The sequence below is a fragment of the Azospirillum sp. UENF 112521 genome, from assembly GCF_058780665.1.
Map to the genome: position 1 here is coordinate 2,261,932 of NZ_JBSNCI010000002.1, position 16,559 is coordinate 2,278,490.

Genomic DNA, 16,559 nt, shown 5'->3' on the forward strand with positions numbered 1-16,559 from the left:
TGCATCGCAGACTCACAGCGGATGCCGATCACCCGCCCGGCGCATACACCGCCAGCAATGCAGACAGCGTCACCACGCTGAGCACCGTCGACACCAGGATGGCCGAGGAGGTGCGCTCCACATAGGTCTGGTACTGGCTCGCCACCACGAAGGTCAGGGCACCGGTCGGCAATGCCGCCAGGATCACCGCGCTGCCGGTCCAGAACGGGTCCATCGGGAACAGCGTCTGCGTCAGCACCCAGGCCAGCGCCGGATGGACCAGCAGCTTCAGCGCGCTGATCCAGCCCGCCTCCGCCAACCCGGCGGTCAGCCGCTGCGAGGCCAGGAACAGGCCGATGGCGAACAGCGCGCAGGGGCCGGCGGGGGAGCCCATCAGTTCGCAGAATGTCGCGATCGGCTTCGGCACCGCGACGCCGGGCAGCAGCGCCGACCAGGCGAGGCCGGCGGCGGTGGACAGGATCAGCGGGTTCTTCGCCAGCGCCCGGCCGACATCGCGCAGGGCCTTGCCCAGCCCGCTGCCCTGGCTGTTGGCGAACTCCATCCAGATCACCGCGATGCCGACCATGATGGCGCTCATGATGACGGTCGCCAGGATGGTGGGAGCGAGACGGTCCGGCCCGAAGGCGGCCAGGAACAGCGGGATGCCCATGTAGCCGGTGTTGGAGAAGGCCGAGTTCAGCCCCTGCATGCATTGGATCTGCGTGCGCTCGCGGTACACGAGGCGGCCGATCACAGCACCCAGCGCATAGACCAGCAGCATCGATCCCAGGAAGGCGCCGATGAACGGGCCGTTGAAGATCTCCGGGAGCGACCGCCGCGCCGTGCCCAGGAACAGCACCGGCGGCAGCGCCATCCAATAGACGAACTTGTTCAGCGCTTCCGACGAGGCGGCGCCGAGCAGCTTCGACTTCCCGGACAGGAAGCCGGCCAGGATGATGGCGAATACGGGAAATGCGACATTGAGGACGACGTTCATGGTGCGCGACAATAGGCAACGCCAACCGTCGCGTCGAGCGGCCGACCCCTCCACTCCCGGCATGGCACCCTTGACGGCGCGAAGGCGGCGTTCGAGATTGCCGACCTTACACGCGACCACTCCCCAGCGGAGACCGCCCCATGAGAAAGCCGACCAACTCCATGATCGACCACCACAGCGCACTCATCTACGTCATGGTCCTGGTGTCCGCCTGCGACGGCGACATGACCGACCTTGAACTGGAAGCCATCGGCGAGAATGTGCGCTACCTGCCGATCTTCAAGGACTACAGCGGCGATCAGGTGATGGCCGCCACCCGCGAATGCACCGCCATGCTGTCCGACAATGACGGGCTGGACACGGTGCTGACCATCATCGAACAGGCGCTGCCGTCCAAGCTGCGCGAGACCGCCTATGCGGTGGCCTGCGACATCGCCGCCGCCGATCCCAAGGCATCGCAGGAGGAACTGCGCATGCTGGAGCTGATCCGCCACCGGCTGGGGGTCGACCGGCTCTGCGCCGCCGCCATCGAGCGCGGCGCCCGTGCCCGCCACATGCGTCTGTGACTGTATCCACGTATAGTGAAAGCATCGACATGACCGAAGAAACCATCCGCCCCGACCTCGCCGGCCAGCGCGTCGGCGTCATCGGGCTTGGCCTGATGGGCAAGCCGATGGCCCGGGCGCTCGCCCGTGCCGGCGCGGAGCTGGTGGTGAGCAGCCGCAGCCCCGGCCCGGTCGCCGAACTGGCGGCGGAGGGGATGATCGCCGCCACCGGCCCAGCCGCCGTCGCCGGACAGGCGGGGATCGTCATCCTGATGCTGACCGACACCACGGCGGTGGAAACGGTGGCCGAGGCATTGCTGCCGGGCTTGCGTCCCGGCCATCTGGTGATCGACATGGGCACCACCGCCGTCGCCGCCACCCGCGCGCTGGCAAAGCGCGTCGCCGCCGCCGGGGCGGAGTGGCTCGACGCGCCGGTCTCCGGCGGGACCGTGGCGGCCGAGGGCGCCATCCTCACCATCATGGCCGGCGGGTCCGAGGCGGCCTTCGCCCGTGCCCTGCCGGTGTTGCAGGCGATGGGCCGCCGCATCACCCATGTCGGGGACAGCGGCGCCGGCCAGATCGCCAAGTCCGCCAATCAGGTCATCGTCGCCCTGACCATCGGCGCGGTGGCCGAGGCGCTGGCGCTCGCCCGGGCGGCCGGCGCCGATCCGGCCAAGGTGCGGGACGCCATCCGCGGCGGCTTCGCCGAATCCCGCATCCTCGACCTGCATGGCGGCCGCATGGTCAGCGGCGACTTCACGCCCGGCGGCCGCGTCACCACCCAGGTCAAGGATCTGCGCCAGGCCGAGGAGTTGGCGCAGCAGTCCGGCATCGACCTGCCGACGCTCGGCCTGTCGCTGGAGTTGTTCGAGATGCTGGTGGACCAGGGCGACGGCGCGCTGGACCATTCCGCGCTCTACCGGCTGTTCGCCCGCTGATCCCCGGAAGGCGGGGCGCAACGCTCCGCCATTCCCTTCCATTGCGAAGAAGACCCGCTTCCCGCAAGTTTCTTGTCAAAACGGTTGAGGATACGCGCTGCATCGTCCATTCTCCCGACTTTCCACAGGGTGGCAAACCGATGCCTATCCCTTTGTCTTGACAGGTCAGGCGGCGATGACGGGCGAGCGCATCTATCTCTACGACACCACGCTGCGCGACGGGGCGCAGACCCAGGACGTGGATTTCTCGGTCGCCGACAAGATCGCGATTGCCAAGGATCTCGACCGGCTGGGCATCGATTACATCGAAGGCGGCTGGCCGGGCGCCAACCCGACCGACGACCAGTTCTTCGCCGAGGCGCCGGAGCTGACGCGCGCCACCTTCACCGCCTTCGGCATGACCCGCCGCCCCGGCCGCAGCGCCGCCAACGACCCGCAGCTGACGGCCCTGGCCCAGTCGCGCGCCAAGGCGGTCTGCATGGTCGGCAAGAGCTGGGACTTTCATGTCGACGTGGCGCTGAACATCCCGCGCGAGGAGAATCTCGACCTCATCCGCGACAGCATCGCAACCCTGCACGCCGCCAAGGGCGAGGCGCTGTTCGACGCGGAGCATTTCTTCGACGGCTACAAACGCAACCCGGCCTATGCCGTGTCCTGCATCAGGGCGGCGTTCGAGGCCGGCGCGCGCTGGATCGTGCTGTGCGACACCAACGGCGGCACGCTGCCGCACGAAGTCGACGCCATCGTCCGCGAGGTGGTGGAGACACACGGTATCCCCGGCGACCGGCTCGGCATCCATTGCCACAACGACACCGAGAATGCGGTCGCCAACTCGCTGGCGGCATTGCGGGCCGGCGCGCGGATGATCCAGGGCACCATCAACGGGCTGGGCGAGCGGTGCGGCAACGCCAACCTCGTCTCGCTGATCCCGACGCTGATGCTGAAGATGGGCTACGAGACCGGCATCCGGCGCGAGGACCTGCCTCTCCTGACCCAGCTGAGCCGCGCCTTCGACGACCGGCTGAACCGCGCGCCCAACCGCCACGCCCCCTATGTCGGCGCCAGCGCCTTCGCCCACAAGGGCGGGCTGCATGTCTCGGCGGTTGAGAAGGACCCGTCCTCCTACGAGCATGTGGCGCCCGAGGCCATCGGCAACCGCCGCCAGATCGTCATGTCCGACCAGGCCGGCCGCTCCAACCTGATCGTGCGGCTGCGCGACATCGGCATGGTGGTGGATGCGAGGGACGACCGCCTTGCCGGCCTGCTCGACCTGGTCAAGCAGCGCGACAGCGACGGCTACGCCTACGATACGGCGGAGGCCAGCTTCGAGCTGCTGGTCCGGCGCGAGCTGGGCGAGGTGCCGCGCTTCTTCGAACTGCTGCGCTTCCACGTCACTGACGAGCGCCGCTACAACGCGGTCGGCAAGCTGGTGGTGGAATCGGAGGCGGTGGTGCGCGTGCGCGTCGGCGACGCCGTGCGGATGGAGGTGGCGGACGGCAACGGCCCGGTGCATGCGCTCGACGTCGCCATGCGCAAGGCGCTGGAGCCAGCCTATCCGGCGCTCGCCAGGGTCAGCCTGTCCGACTACCGGGTCCGCATCCTGGCCGCCAAGGACGGCACCGGCGCCATGCCGCGCGTGCTGATCCGCAGCGCCCGGACCGACGGCACCGAATGGTCGACGCTGGGCGTGTCCACCAACATCATCGAAGCCTCGATGGAGGCGCTGGTGGACAGCTACACCTACGCCCTGATGAAGGGCGAGGCGAAACCGGTCTGAGAGACGGCGCGAAGGGCCACGCGGCACCTTCCCAGCATGGCGATGTTCTGTTAGCTAGAGCGGTTTCTCGGGGCGCTCGCATTCACGCGGGGCCGGCTCCGGTCATCAGCGCCCGTATTGCCGCGGGTCCGCTCTCGGAGGATCATCGCCATGCTCTGGCTCGCCGCCTATATCGGCAGCATTCTTGCCATCAACTTCGCCTTCAGCCTGTTTCCGCACCTGGATCTGGTCTGGTCCTGCTGGGCCGGCCTGATCTTCATCCTGCGCGACATGGTGCAGGTGCGCTTCGGCCACTGGGCACTCGCCGCCATGCTCAGCGGGACCGTGCTGTCCTATCTGCTGACCGATCCCTTCGTCGCCACCGCCAGCGTCGCCGCCTTCGCCGTGTCGGAGATGATCGACTGGGCGGTCTTCACCGTCACCCGCCGCCCGCTGCGCGACCGGCTGTGGATCAGCGCCGCCCTGTCGGTGCCGGTCGACACCGCCATCTTCTTCGGCATGCTGGACGTCTGGGATCCGGCCGTCTGGGCCGCCAGCTTCGCGTCGAAGCTGCTGGGTGTCTCGGTGGTCTGGCTGCTGATGCGCGCCCGCGACGGGCGTGTGGCGGTCGCGGCGTAAGGCTGCGCGGTGTCAGGCCGTCGGCTCCGGATGCCCTCTCCCACCCTCTGCCAAGCGGGGTTAGGGAGAGGGCACCGCAGGCCGTAGTCTTCAGAACCGCTTCACGAACCGGTTGAAAAGCCGCCCCAGCGGTCCGGTCATCCGCAACCCGCCGATGGTGGTGGCGAGGCACAGGCAGCCTTCCGGGTCGGACACCGGGCGGTGGACCAGCGACGGGTCGCCGATGGCGATGTCACCGGGCAGGAAGGCGCCGAACTCGTCGGAGAAACCGCCCTCCAGCACCACGGTCAACTCGATGCCGCCATGGGTGTGCTTCGGCACGCCGACGCCGCCCTTCATGCGGATCAGCTTGGTGGTTCCGTCCGGGCCGGACAGCAGCTCCATGCTGCGCATGCCGGGCTGCAGGAACCGCCAGGCATCCTCCTCCAGCCGTCCTTCGCGGTCGAGCCGGCCGCGCAGATAGCTGCGCAGGGGCTCCGGATAGCGCGACCGCTCCGCCGAATGCTTCACAGCCGGGCGGCAGGGCGCCGGCCGCTCATGGTCCAGGCGGGCCATCAGCGCCTCCAGGCAGCCGTCGGACAGCGGTTCCGGTTCCAGATCGTCCAGCAGGGCGCCGCCGATCGCCTCCATCTCCGTCACGGCGTGGCGGCAGGCGGGGCAGAAGGCCATATGCGTGGCGACGGCCAGCGACGCGCCCTCGCACAGGGCGCCGCCGGCATAATCGATCAGCAGGGTGTCGCCGGGGTGGTGGCTCGGCCGGTTCATCAAAAATGCCTCATCCGACATCCTTCAGCGACCGGCGCAGGCGTTCCATCGCCAGACGCAGACGCGATTTGACGGTGCCGAGCGGGATGCCGTGCTCCGCGGAAATGACGCTGTGCGGCTTGTCCTCGAAATAAGCCATGCGCAGAAGCTCGGCCTGTTCCGGCGGCAGGTCCTTCAGCGCGGCGCGCAGGCGCCCGCTGCTCTCCTTCGCCTCGATCCGGCGGTCGGCGGCCTCATCGGGTTCGGGCACCAGGGCGGGATCGTCGGGGTCGATCTCCGGCCGCTGTTCGCGCCGCAACACATCGATCCGCTTGTTGCGGGCGATGGTGAACACCCAGGTGCCGGCCGAGGCGTGGATCGGATCGTAGGTTTCGGCGCGACGCCAGACCAACAGCATGACCTCCTGAACAAGCTCTTCCGCCCCGCCGGAATCGCATCCCAACCGGCGCAGATAGGTTTTCAGCCGTGGCGCGAAGTGGCCGAACAGAACCCCGAACGCTTGGCGGTCCCGCTCGCGCCCTACGGCGACGAGCAGATCTTCCAGGCTGGGGGCCATGTCGGCCGCGGGGGTGTGCTGGTCCTGCATGGTCCCATTCAAGGGGAACATCGGCTTCCGCACAAGCCGGGGATGGCACCCATTCCCGGAATTCGCGGCAGCCGCCCCGTTTTCAAGACCTCTGCGTCAATCCTGCACTCTGCCCTGCATCCCGCGGGCTTTCACGCCGGGCTGTATGTCGCATCGTGACCTTCGGTACGCAACCGTCCAGCCGCTGGATCACGAAAAAACCCGGCCTGCGGCATTTTGTTCGGTTTAGCCGGACGATTGGGCCGCCCCGTCTCTCCAGACCCTATCTGATGAACCCCATGGCGCGCAGGGCGTCGGCCACCTCCGGCATCTCCAGCGCCTCGACGAAGCGGCGGACGGCAGGACGGTCCCGGCGGGCAGCGGGGATGACGAAATCGTAATGCTCCTCCTGCAGCGGCAGGAAGCCCAGCCCGTAGAGGTTCGCCGCGGTTTCGATGGCCACACCCCAGTCGGCACGGTTCTGCGCCACCGCGACGGCGACGGCGTTGTGCGACTTGGCCTGCGTCCAGTAGCCGGTCGGCCGCGCCGGCCCCAGCAGCCGGTCGGTCAGGATGCGGGTGCCGCTGCCGGCATTGCGGTTGATCAGGATGCAGTCGGCCAGACCGGCGACCGCGGCCACCGCCTCCTGCGCCGCCCTGCCCTCGAACCGCGGATCGCCGCGGCGGAAGACGATGCCCTGCATGCGGCGGTAGCCGGTGACGAGGTCGAGACCCGGTGCCAGGAACGGCGTGTTGTAGGTGCCGGTGGCGGGGTCCATCAGGTGGACGGGGGCGATGTCGCACTCCCCGCGCCGCGCCGCCGCCAGCCCGCCCATCGAGCCGACATTCAGCGCCTTGACCGTCATCCCCCCACCGATCAGGCGGCCAAGCACGGCGTTCAGGCCGATGCACTGGCTGCCGACCACGATCAGGTCGGCGGGCGTCAGCGAACGGCCGAGCAGCTGGACCGACACCGGCGTGCCGGCCTCCACCGCCTCGGCCTGGGCGTCGATGGCGAGGAAGCCGTCGGCATGGCTGAAGGCGGTGACCGCACCCGACCCCTTCGACAGCGGATAGGCCGCCAGTTCGCCTTCCCCAGCACCCCCGCCGGCGCCATGGACCAGCGAGACCATGACATATTCGGTGCGCCCGCGCTCCGACCCCAGCCGCACCGGCAGGGTGGCAGTGACCTCCTCCGCCTGTGCCGGCGGCAGGCCGGCCAGGGCGCGGATCACCGGGGCGACGAAGCTGTGGAAGGTGAACATCGCCGAGGTCGGGAAGCCCGGCAGGATCACCACCGGCCTGCCGCCGGTCACCGCGAGGCACAGCGGCTTGCCCGGCTTCAGCGCCACGCCATGGGCGACGATGCCGGGGTCCGACAGCTGCGCCACGATGCGGTGGGAACGGTCGCCCGCCCCCTTCGACGTACCGCCCGACAGCAGCAGCGCGTCGCAGTCCAACCCCCGGGCGACCAGCTTCTCCAGCGCCGCGTCCTCGTCCGGGGCGATGCCCAGCGGCACCGGCTCCCCGCCCAGTTCGGCGACGGCGGCGGCCAGGATGGCGCCGTTGCTGTCATAGACCGCTCCGGTGCGGATCGGCTGGCCGGGTGCGACGATCTCGTCGCCGGTCGACAGGATGGCGACACGCGGCCGGCGCACCACGGCGACCTCGCCCAGCCCGATGGCGGCGAGCACGCCGATCTCGCGCGAGGTCAGCAGTTGGCCCTTGCGCAGCACCACCTCGCCCCGGCCGATGTCGGAGCCGGCGGCGGCGACGAAGGCGCCGGGGGTGGCCGGGCGGGTCAGGCTGACGAACAGGCCGTCGGGCCGCTCCACCGCCTCCGTCGTCTCCACCATCACCACGGCGTCGGCGCCGCGCGGCAGCATGCCGCCGGTGGCGATCACCGTGGCAGTGCCGGGCTCCACCGTCAGTTCGGGGGCATGGCCGGCGGCCAGCACCTCGTCGTTCAGGCGCAGGGCCACCGGCCGATCCTCGGCAGCCCCCACGGTGTCGGCGGCGCGCACCGCGAATCCGTCGACCACCGAGCGGTCGAAGCCGGGAACATCGACATCCGCCGTCACATCGGCGGACAGCACGCGCCCCAGCGCGGCCGATAGCGTCACCCGCTCCTCCCCCCGTGGCGACAGGTCGAGATGGCGGTGGAAGCGGGCACGCGCCTCCTCGCCGCTGACCACCTCCAGGAACTGGTCCTGGCGGGCGGCCTGGGCGACGAAACGGCGGATGTCCTCGCGGCTGCGGTCGGAACTGTGCACGCGGCAAACCTTTGCTCGATAAGATCAGTCGAACCTGTACATGGTGACGGGAACGCCGTCAGGCACGCCTTCGCTGTCCGCGCCGATCAGGACGAAGCCGTCGGCCCGCGCCGCCGCCGCCAGTCCCGGCCAGCCGGGCGAGGCCACCGGCTCGACCCTGCCGTCCCCATCCAACCGGACCCGGTGCAGGTCGAGGCAGCCGATTTCCGACACCAGCTTGCGCGCCGTCACCGCCCGGACCGTCGCATGGGGCAGATCGGCCGGCAAGCCGGCAGCGCGCCGCACCGCTCGGCCAGCCAGCAGTTCATATGCCGCCAGCGCCGCCATCGGCTCCCCCGGCAGCAGCAGGACGGGCACCGCGCCGGCAATGCCCAGCCCGGCACTGCCGCCCGGCCGCATGGCGATGCCGTGCAGGTCGATGCTGCCGGCCTGGGCCAGGGCGGACGCCGCCACATCGTCGGGGCCGGTGCCGGTTCGGCCGGCCGACAGGATCAGGTCGGCGCCTGGCCGGGCGAAGGCCTCGGCCAGGGCATCCGGGTCGGCCGGCACGGTCTCGACCACCTCGACACCCCCGCCGTCGCGCCCGACCAGCGCCGCCAGCATGGTCGCGACCTGCTCCGGCGCGTTGGCCTTGGGACCGCCGGCCATCAGAATCCGCACCCGCGGCGCCGGCAGGACCGATAGGGTGTCACGCCCCGCGGCGGCGAGCAGGCCGAGATCGCCGGGACGCAAGCGCCGCCCGGCCGGCAGCAGCGCGTTTCCGGCGGCGGTCCAGGCGCCTTGCCGCTCAACCCCGCTGCCGGGCGCCACCGTGTCGATGGCCTCGATGAAGGGACCGACGGCCTGCGCCGCCTCGTAGGGGATCACCGCGTCGCAGCCTGCCGGAAGAGGGTCGCCGGCGCTCACCGCGACCGCCGCCGTCAAGGGCACCGGGTTGTAGGAGCCGGCACCCAGCGTGTCGGCCGCCGCCACGGCATGGCCGTCCACCGCGGCACGGTCTGCCGCGGGCCAGTCCGCCAGCGCAGCGACGGCGCCGGCCAGCCGCAGCCCGCCGCATTCCGCCACGGGCCGGACCCTTGCGGCAGGCACGGCGACCCGGCGGTCGATCCAGTCCCAGCCATCCGCCAGCGGCGCACGGCGCGGGAAACCGCGGCCACGAACATCGTAAAAGGAAGATCCTGTCGGCGGCGCCGTCACAGCGCCGGCACCATGGCGTCCTGCACGCGGTTGCGGCCGGTGCGCTTGGCGCGGTAGAGCATCTGGTCGGCCATCTCCGCCAACTGCTCGGGACTGCCGTCGGCCGACGGGATCACGGTGGCGACCCCCAGGCTGATGGTGACATAGGGAATAACCGGCGACTGCGCATGCGGGATGCGGCATTCGGCGACGCCGGTCCGGAAGCCTTCCGCCACGCGGACGGCGCCGGGGCCGTCGGTCTCCGGCAGCAGGCAGACGAATTCCTCGCCGCCATAGCGGGCGACGAGGTCGCTCGGGCGCTTTGCCCGGCCCGACAGCAATTCGGCCAGCATGCGCAGGCATTCGTCGCCGGCCTGATGGCCGTAATGATCGTTGTAGGCCTTGAAATGATCGACATCGAGGATGATGAGCGACAGCGGCAGGTTCGACCGGGCACAGCGCCGCCATTCGCGCGCCATAGCATCGTCGAAGCGGCGGCGGTTGGCGATGCCGGTCAGCCCGTCCAGGAAGGACAGGCTGCGCAGCAGGTCGGTCTGCCGCTTCAACAGCAGATGGTTGCGCACCCGCGCCTTCACGATGGGCGGGCTGATCGGCTTGGTGATGAAGTCGATGGCCCCCACCTCCAGGCCACGGGTCTCGTCCTCCACCTCGCTCTTGGCGGAGATGAAGATGACTGGAATGTCGTGGATGGCGGGGTCGGCCTTGATGCGCCGGCACACCTCAAACCCATCCATCCCCGGCATCATGATGTCCAGCAGGACGAGATCCGGCATCCGGGCCTGAACCAGATCCAACGCTTTCTCGCCGTCGGTGGCGAAATAGATGTCGTAGTCGTCCTTCAGGATGCGGCTCAGCACATGGACGTTGGACGGGATATCATCCACCACAAGGATTTTCGGACGGGGATCGGCCATCAGCGCGTTCAGACCATCGGTTATGGGAGGCCGAGGTTGCGTGCTATCCGCCGCACGATTCCAAGTGCCTTGGTGAAGTCCAGACCGTCGATGGCGGTGGACAACCCCTTCATCGTCGAAGGCTCGACCCAGTCCGTCAGCAACGGCGCCAGAATAGCGAACTCCTCCGCCGCTGCGAAGTTACTCTCTTGCAACAAAGTTACGAATTGGGGTAGGCGATTCGCCAGCAACGACCGGGTTTCCGCCGACCGGCCGGACATCGCCGGCTCTCCCGCCGGCCCCGTCTTCCCGTCGGGCACCGCGCGCAGCCGCTGCGCGCTCTCCAGCACGAGCGCCAGTTCGCTGCGCAGCACCGGCACCTGGGCAGCAGCCGCGACGGCATCGTCTCTGTAGGCGGCGATCTGCAATGCATCGGCGGCGACCGACAGGCCGCGTGCACCGAGGTTGCCGGCGACGCTTTTCAGCTCATGCGCGATGGACTTGGCAGTGGCCAGATCGTTGCCGTTCACCGCAGCGGCGATGCGTTCGGCGACATTGCCATAGCCGTCGGCGAACTGGCCGATGAAACGGCGGAACAGGTCGGTATCCCCGCCCAGCCGGTTGAGCGCATCGGCAATGTCGATGCCCGGCAATCCATCGGGCAAATCGGCCAGCGGTCCGGCGGGACGGCCAATCGGCATGGCGCGCGTCAGCATGGCGTCGCCTTGCAGCGGGACAGGGGCGGCGCCACAGGGCGCGCAGGGCCGCACCGCCACCAGCGGCGGCCCGATCCAGCGGGCCAGCGTGGCGAACAGCTGCGGCAGGTCGAGCGGCTTCGGCACATGGGCGTCCATTCCGTTGTCGAGGCAGCGTTGCCGGTCCTCCGGCAGGGCGCTCGCCGTCATGGCGATGATCGGCAACAGCCGCCCACCAGGCAACGCACGGATCGCTGCGGTCGCGGCGAAGCCGTCCATGTCCGGCATATGCACGTCCAGCAGCACGGCGTCGAACGGCTGGCCGGCCGCGCGCACACAGTCCAACGCCTCCCGCCCCGTCGATGCCGCGGTGACCGACGCGCCGGCGCGCTCCAGGATCTCGCACGCCACCTGCCGGCTGATGTCGTTGTCGTCGGCCAGCAGCAGCCGGCGGCCATGCAGCGCCCGGCTGGCGTCCCAGGCCGGCCCGCCCAACCCGCTGCCGCCGGACGGCGCCGGAACCGGGGATGGCAGGAGAGGCGCGCCATGTCCGGCCTGGGCATAGGCGACGGTCACGGCGTCGAGCAGGGTGGAGGCGGTGACCGGCTTCACCAGGAAACCGGATATCCCGGCCTCCTCGAAGCGGGCGCCCAGCCGCTCGCGGCCATAGCCGCTGATGACGATGATCATCGGGGTGCCGGCATGGACATCGGCGCGGATGCGGCGCGCCGCCTCAATGCCGTCCATCCCCGGCATCTTCCAGTCCATCAGCACCATGTCATAGGCATGGCCTGCCGCGGCGGCACGTTCCAGTTCGGCGATGGCGCTCTGGCCGTCGCAGCAGGCGGTGACGGTCCAGCCGAAGGCGGTGGCGATGGCGCCCATCACTTCGCGCGCGGTGGGGTTGTCGTCGACCACCAGCACCGTCAGGTCGCGCGGCACCGGGCGCGGGTGGGAGTCGGGCAAGCCGGCCGCAGCCCCGCCGGTTCGCCGGCCGGCCCCACCGGGATGGCGGCCGAACTCCGCCTGGAAACGGAAGACGCTGCCCTTGCCGGGCTCGCTCTCCACATCCATCGTTCCCTTCATCAGCCGGACGAGCCGGGCGCAGATCGCCAGCCCCAGCCCCGTGCCGCCGAACCGCCGGGTGGTGGAGCTGTCGCCCTGGCTGAAGGCCTTGAAAAGCCGGTCGCGCTGGTCCGGCGGGATGCCGATGCCGGTATCGCGCACGGCGAAGTCCAGCACGGCGCGCCCATCGTCACCCAGCGACCGCACGCCGACCGACACCACGACCTCTCCCGCCTCGGTGAACTTGATGGCGTTGCCGGCGAGGTTGATCAGGACCTGCTGGAGCCGCAGCGGATCGCCGATCAAATCCAGCGGCACATCCGGCGCCACCGAGAACAGGACGTCGATGTCCTTCTCCTGCGCGGCCGACCCGACGATGACCGCCAACGTCTGCAACAGATCGTCCAGGCGGAAATCGACCCGCTCCAGCTCAAGCTTGCCGGCCTCCACCTTCGAGAAGTCGAGGATGTCGTTCAGGATGCCCAGCAGCGACTGCGCCGATACCCGCACTTTCTGCACGTAATCGGCCTGCCGGCTGTTCAGCTCGGTCTGCTGCAGCAGGTGGATCAGCCCGAGGATCGCGTTCATCGGCGTGCGGATCTCGTGGCTCATGTTGGCCAGGAACTCGCTCTTGGAGCGGCTCGCCGCCTCCGCCGCCAGCCGGGCGCGCTGCATCGCCGCCTCCGCCCGCTTGCGCTCGGCGATCTCGTGGAAGACCACCACGGCGCCCTCGACCTTGCCTTCGGCCAGCATCGGAGACGCCGTGTACTCCACCAGGAAGGGTTTCCCCACCTTGCTCCAATAGGTGTCCTCCAGCCCGCGCCGGCTCTCCCCGCTCAGCAGCACCTCGGTCACCGGGCATTCCAGCGCCGGGAAATGGCTGCCGTCGGCACGGCGGGAATGGATCAGCGCATGCAGGTTGCCGCCCAGCAGCTCCTCGTTGGAATAGCCCGTCAGCGCCGAGGTGGCGGGGTTGGCGAAGGTGATCATCCCGTCGCGGTCAATGCCGCAGATGCTGTCGGACGCCGAATGCAGGATCAGGTTCAAACGGCGGTTGGCGCTGGCAAAGGCCTCGTTGGCGGTTTCCAACTCGCTCTTCTTGGTGTCCAGCTCGGCGTTGGTGTCGGCCAGCATGCGGCGGCCGGCCACCTCGCGCTCCAGGCTGCGCAGCGCGGTATAGGCCAGACCGGCGCAGGCCAGCACCGCCAGCCCGACCAGGATGCTGCCCCGGAGTGTGCGCTCCCGCCAGGGGGCCAGTTCCGTCCGCTCCGACAGGGCGACGAAGACGATCAGCGGCAGGGTCGGCACCCGCTGATAGGACAGGATCCGCTTGCCGACCCCGTCGGGTCCGTCGGTCTGGAACACCTCGGTCGCGGCCTCCGCCGCATGGCGCAGAACCGTTGGACCTTCCGGCCCGTCCAGCGGCTCCGTGTCGGGGAACCTCAACACCGGCTTGCCGTCGGTGCGGTAGATCGCGATGGCCGAACCGGCTCCGAGTTCCAGCCCCTCGTACAGCATCCGGTAATAGTCGAACTCGATGTTGGTGTGGATGACGGCCAGCAGCGCGCCGTCCTGCCGCATCGCCCGGCTGACCGTGAAGGAAAGCGCTCCGGTCAAACGGCCGGTGATCCGTTCACCGACGTGGAAATCGACGCCATCGCGATGGGCGCGAAAATAAGTCCGGTCGGCGACGTTGCCTGCCGGTGCCGGAAACTGGCGGCTGGTCAGCACATTGTCGCCGTTCGGGCGATGCACCCACAGCGCCGCGATTTCCGGCAGGTTGTCCACCATATCGCGGATGGGGATCCAGGCGTCGCGGTTGGTGTCCAGGCCGGGCATGCCGTGATAGCGGATCAGGTCCTGCACGCGGCCGATGGCGAGGTCGGCGGTCGCAACCGTCCGCCGCACCTGCTCCTGCAGCAGGCGGGCGGCGGACTGGGCCTGTTCCCGGCTGTTGCGCAGAGTCTCTTCCCGGTCGGCCCAGACGACATAGCCCCAGAAGCCGGCGCCGAGCAGCGCGATCAGCGCGAAGGCCGCGGCCAGCAACAGACGGGTGCGGGTGGGCGAAAGCGTGAGTGCCGCAGCGTCGATCGGGTGTCTGTCCATCATTGCAGAGTTGTCGCCGCACCGCCGCCGGCAACCGGCGCCACCCGCCGGTCCTTCCGCCTAGATCGGTCGGAGTATGGTCTGGCGCCGGCTGCGTCCGCAAGCAACTTGATGTGCACAAGGGTGACGTTCGCGACACCCGGCGCTTGCGGGGGACCCCTCCGGTACAGCCCCCCTTGCACCGCCTGTGTCCGTACAACGGCTGGGGCATCGTCCCCATATTCACGTCCGATATTTGTCATGCCCGCCCCGCCCCCTTCGCCCTCGCCTCCGCCGTGAAAGCGACCGTCCGATGGCCGACCGCCGCCCCCTGCCGCCCAAGCCTTTCCTGTTCGCCACTCTGCTGGCTTTGGCCGCCGGCCCGGCCCTGGCGCAATCGGCGCTGACCGGCCCGGTGCGGTCGGACCCGATGCAGACGGTCGGTGCCGAGGTGCATGTGCGGATCGAAACCCTGCCGAAGCCCTATGCCACGCCCGCGGTCGCCAACGAGGCGGTGCTGGTGCCCCGCCCCGCCGAGCAGCCCCTGCGCGCGCCGCGCGGCTTCACCGTCACCCTGTTCCGCGACCATGTGGAGAATGCGCGCAACCTGCTGGTCCTGCCCAACGGCGACGTGCTGGTGGCCCAGCAGCGGCCGGGCACCCTGACCCTGCTGCGCGATGCCGACGGCGACGGCCGGGCGGAGATGGCCCAGGTCTGGGCCGACGGCTTCGACCATCCCTTCGGCCTCGCCTTCCATGACGGGGCGGTGCTGGTCGGCGATCTGGCCGGGGTGTGGCGGCTGCCCTGGACCGCCGGGGCGACCCAGGCGGGGGAGCGGCGGCGGCTGACGGCGGAGGGCGCCTTCGGCAGGCGCGGCGGCCATGCCACGCGCTCCGTCGCGGTGGCGCCGGACGGGCGGCACTTCTATGTCGGCATCGGATCGGAGGGAAACATCGGGGTGGAGCCGGAGCCGCGCGCCACCATCCAGGAATTCCGCATCGACGGCAGCGGCCAGCGCACCTACGCCGCGGGCCTGCGCAACGCGGTCGGCCTCGCCTTCAAGCCCGGCACCGGCGACCTCTATGCCGTCGTCAACGAGCGCGACGGGCTGGGCGACCAGCTGGTTCCCGATTTCCTGACGGCGGTGAAGCCGGGCGGCTTCTATGGCTGGCCCTATTCCTACATCGGCGACAACCCGCAGCCCGACCTTGCCGGCCGGCGGCCCGATCTGGTGAAGGCGGCGCTGGTGCCGGGGCTGCTGTTCCAGGCCCATTCGGCTCCGATCGGGCTGGCCTTCGGCGACGCCACCCATTTCCCGGAGCGCTACCGCATGGGGGCCTTCGTGTCGCTGCACGGGTCGTGGAACCGCTCGCGGCCGACGGGCTACGCCATCGCCTTCGTGCCTTTCGACACCGCACCCTTCGACAAGAGCCGGCCGACCGGCACCTACGAGACCTTCGTCACCGGCTTCCGCGTCACCCCGGCCGCGGGAACCGCAACGGGGAGCGCCGCGGAGGGCGACGAGACCCCGAAGGTCTGGGGCCGGCCGAGCGGGCTGGCGGTGACCGCCGACGGTGCCCTGCTGATTGCCGAGGACGCCTCCGGCACGGTCTGGCGCGTCGCCTATGCCGCAGCGGACAAGGATGCCGAGAGGGAGCCGGCGGGCAGGACGGCTCCCAGGCCCTGACGGGTCAGCAGCACTCGTCCTCCAGCTGGCGCAGCATCGCCAGCCCGTCCTCGTCGTCGTGCTCCTCGAAGAGGTCGGCGATGTAATAGATGTTGGCGCAGAGCAGGCACAGCCCGTCGGCCTGCCGTTTCAGCGGGTCCTCGGCCACCGCCAGCTTGGCGCGGAACCGCTCCCAGAAGGCGTTGGTCTTGGCGGGGTCGTCGATGTGCATGTACAGGCGGTCGATGATGCGGCGGCTGTTGCCCTCGCAGTCGATCCCCTTGAACGAGACATAGCGGTCGGGCGCGTCGATGCTGTCCACGGGTGCGGGCTCCTCATTCCGATTGGCAGGGGCCGGTCGGCAGGGGTGGGGAAGATTGGTCCGATGCTTCCCCGCTGGCACGCCTGCGATCAAGCGGCCCTGCACCAGCGGCATCCGGCCTGCGCGAATGGCGGGATCGCTGCATGAACGGAACGGTCGCCGAAGCTTGACCATGCCCGG

Annotated in this window: 13 protein-coding genes; 5 read left to right on the top strand and 8 right to left on the bottom strand. The window is 69.8% G+C overall.

What is annotated here, in order from left to right; genetic code table 11:
* Positions 1-28: 28 nt before the first annotated feature.
* Complete coding sequence (locus ACWPN8_RS13055; protein ID WP_492241032.1) at positions 29-988, bottom strand: AEC family transporter; 960 nt, start codon at positions 986-988, stop codon at positions 29-31.
* 128 nt (positions 989-1,116) lie between these two features.
* Here ACWPN8_RS13055 and ACWPN8_RS13060 point away from each other — a divergent pair, with 128 nt between their 5' ends.
* The 4 genes from ACWPN8_RS13060 (at position 1,117) to ACWPN8_RS13075 (ending at position 4,854) form a co-directional block, all read left to right on the top strand.
* Entirely contained in the window at positions 1,117-1,542 is a 426-nt protein-coding gene (locus ACWPN8_RS13060) for a tellurite resistance TerB family protein (RefSeq protein WP_492241033.1), read from the top strand.
* A 29-nt stretch (positions 1,543-1,571) separates the two neighbouring features.
* A complete protein-coding gene (locus ACWPN8_RS13065) occupies positions 1,572-2,459 on the top strand; it encodes an NAD(P)-dependent oxidoreductase (RefSeq protein ID WP_492241034.1) in 888 nt (295 codons plus the stop codon).
* Between the two features lie 175 nt (positions 2,460-2,634).
* Positions 2,635-4,236: a citramalate synthase gene (gene cimA / locus ACWPN8_RS13070; RefSeq protein ID WP_492241035.1), complete on the top strand. Its 1,602-nt coding sequence runs from the start codon at positions 2,635-2,637 to the stop codon at positions 4,234-4,236.
* 150 nt (positions 4,237-4,386) lie between these two features.
* Positions 4,387-4,854 (top strand): preQ0 transporter, encoded by a 468-nt coding sequence (locus ACWPN8_RS13075; protein WP_109445523.1) that lies wholly within the window; start codon positions 4,387-4,389, stop codon positions 4,852-4,854.
* A gap of 90 nt (positions 4,855-4,944) precedes the next feature.
* Here the strand turns inward: ACWPN8_RS13075 and ACWPN8_RS13080 are convergent, their stop codons facing one another.
* The 6 genes from ACWPN8_RS13080 to ACWPN8_RS13105 all read right to left on the bottom strand — a co-directional run bounded on the left by ACWPN8_RS13080 (position 4,945) and on the right by ACWPN8_RS13105 (position 14,415).
* On the bottom strand, positions 4,945-5,619 hold the full coding sequence (locus ACWPN8_RS13080) for a ChrR family anti-sigma-E factor (RefSeq protein WP_492241036.1): 675 nt from the start codon (positions 5,617-5,619) through the stop codon (positions 4,945-4,947).
* A 10-nt stretch (positions 5,620-5,629) separates the two neighbouring features.
* Positions 5,630-6,205, bottom strand: a complete 576-nt coding sequence (locus ACWPN8_RS13085) for a sigma-70 family RNA polymerase sigma factor (RefSeq protein ID WP_109452609.1) — start codon at positions 6,203-6,205, stop codon at positions 5,630-5,632.
* Between the two features lie 262 nt (positions 6,206-6,467).
* Positions 6,468-8,456 (bottom strand): molybdopterin biosynthesis protein, encoded by a 1,989-nt coding sequence (locus tag ACWPN8_RS13090; RefSeq protein ID WP_492241038.1) that lies wholly within the window; start codon positions 8,454-8,456, stop codon positions 6,468-6,470.
* A gap of 24 nt (positions 8,457-8,480) precedes the next feature.
* On the bottom strand, positions 8,481-9,653 hold the full coding sequence (locus ACWPN8_RS13095; protein ID WP_492241040.1) for a molybdopterin-binding protein: 1,173 nt from the start codon (positions 9,651-9,653) through the stop codon (positions 8,481-8,483).
* Positions 9,650-10,537: a diguanylate cyclase gene (locus tag ACWPN8_RS13100; RefSeq protein WP_492241041.1), complete on the bottom strand. Its 888-nt coding sequence runs from the start codon at positions 10,535-10,537 to the stop codon at positions 9,650-9,652. The genes ACWPN8_RS13095 and ACWPN8_RS13100 overlap by 4 nt, the downstream gene beginning before the upstream one ends.
* A gap of 50 nt (positions 10,538-10,587) precedes the next feature.
* Positions 10,588-14,415 (bottom strand): response regulator, encoded by a 3,828-nt coding sequence (locus tag ACWPN8_RS13105; protein ID WP_492241042.1) that lies wholly within the window; start codon positions 14,413-14,415, stop codon positions 10,588-10,590.
* Between the two features lie 289 nt (positions 14,416-14,704).
* Between ACWPN8_RS13105 and ACWPN8_RS13110 the strand changes: the two genes are divergently transcribed.
* The gene (locus ACWPN8_RS13110; protein WP_492241043.1) at positions 14,705-16,078 is read left to right on the top strand and encodes a PQQ-dependent sugar dehydrogenase; all 1,374 of its coding nucleotides are present in this window, start codon (positions 14,705-14,707) and stop codon (positions 16,076-16,078) included.
* A gap of 4 nt (positions 16,079-16,082) precedes the next feature.
* Here the strand turns inward: ACWPN8_RS13110 and cowN are convergent, their stop codons facing one another.
* The gene (gene cowN / locus ACWPN8_RS13115) at positions 16,083-16,379 is read right to left on the bottom strand and encodes a N(2)-fixation sustaining protein CowN (RefSeq protein ID WP_085090167.1); all 297 of its coding nucleotides are present in this window, start codon (positions 16,377-16,379) and stop codon (positions 16,083-16,085) included.
* Between the last annotated feature and the right edge of the window lie 180 nt (positions 16,380-16,559).